This is a genomic window from Nostoc sp. CALU 546 (genome assembly GCF_048836525.1).
The window spans coordinates 2,950-3,219 of the sequence record NZ_JAWJTF010000244.1; the positions used below are offsets into that span (position 1 = coordinate 2,950).

The following is a 270-nucleotide window of genomic DNA, read 5'->3' on the forward strand; positions in this document are numbered from 1 at the left end:
GACTGGTCATAAGGAGTGGGTAAGAGCAGTAGCGATCGACCGAGATGGAAAAACAGCCGTTTCTGCTTCTTATGACAACACCCTGAAACTGTGGGATTTGCAGGCAGGAAAGGAAATCTATACCCTGACTGGTAATAACGACTCGGTATATGCAGTAGCGATCGCCCCAGATGGAAAAACAGCCGTTTCTGCTTCATCTGACAACACCCTGAAACTGTGGGATTTGCAGGCAGGAAAGAAAACCTTTACCCTGATCGGTAAGGAACGACT

At 47.8% G+C, this 270-nt stretch carries 1 protein-coding gene; it reads left to right on the top strand.

The window, feature by feature from the left end; genetic code table 11:
* Positions 1-270: WD40 repeat domain-containing protein (locus tag RRG12_RS42175; protein WP_420763229.1), on the top strand; the 270-nt coding region annotated here is incomplete at both ends.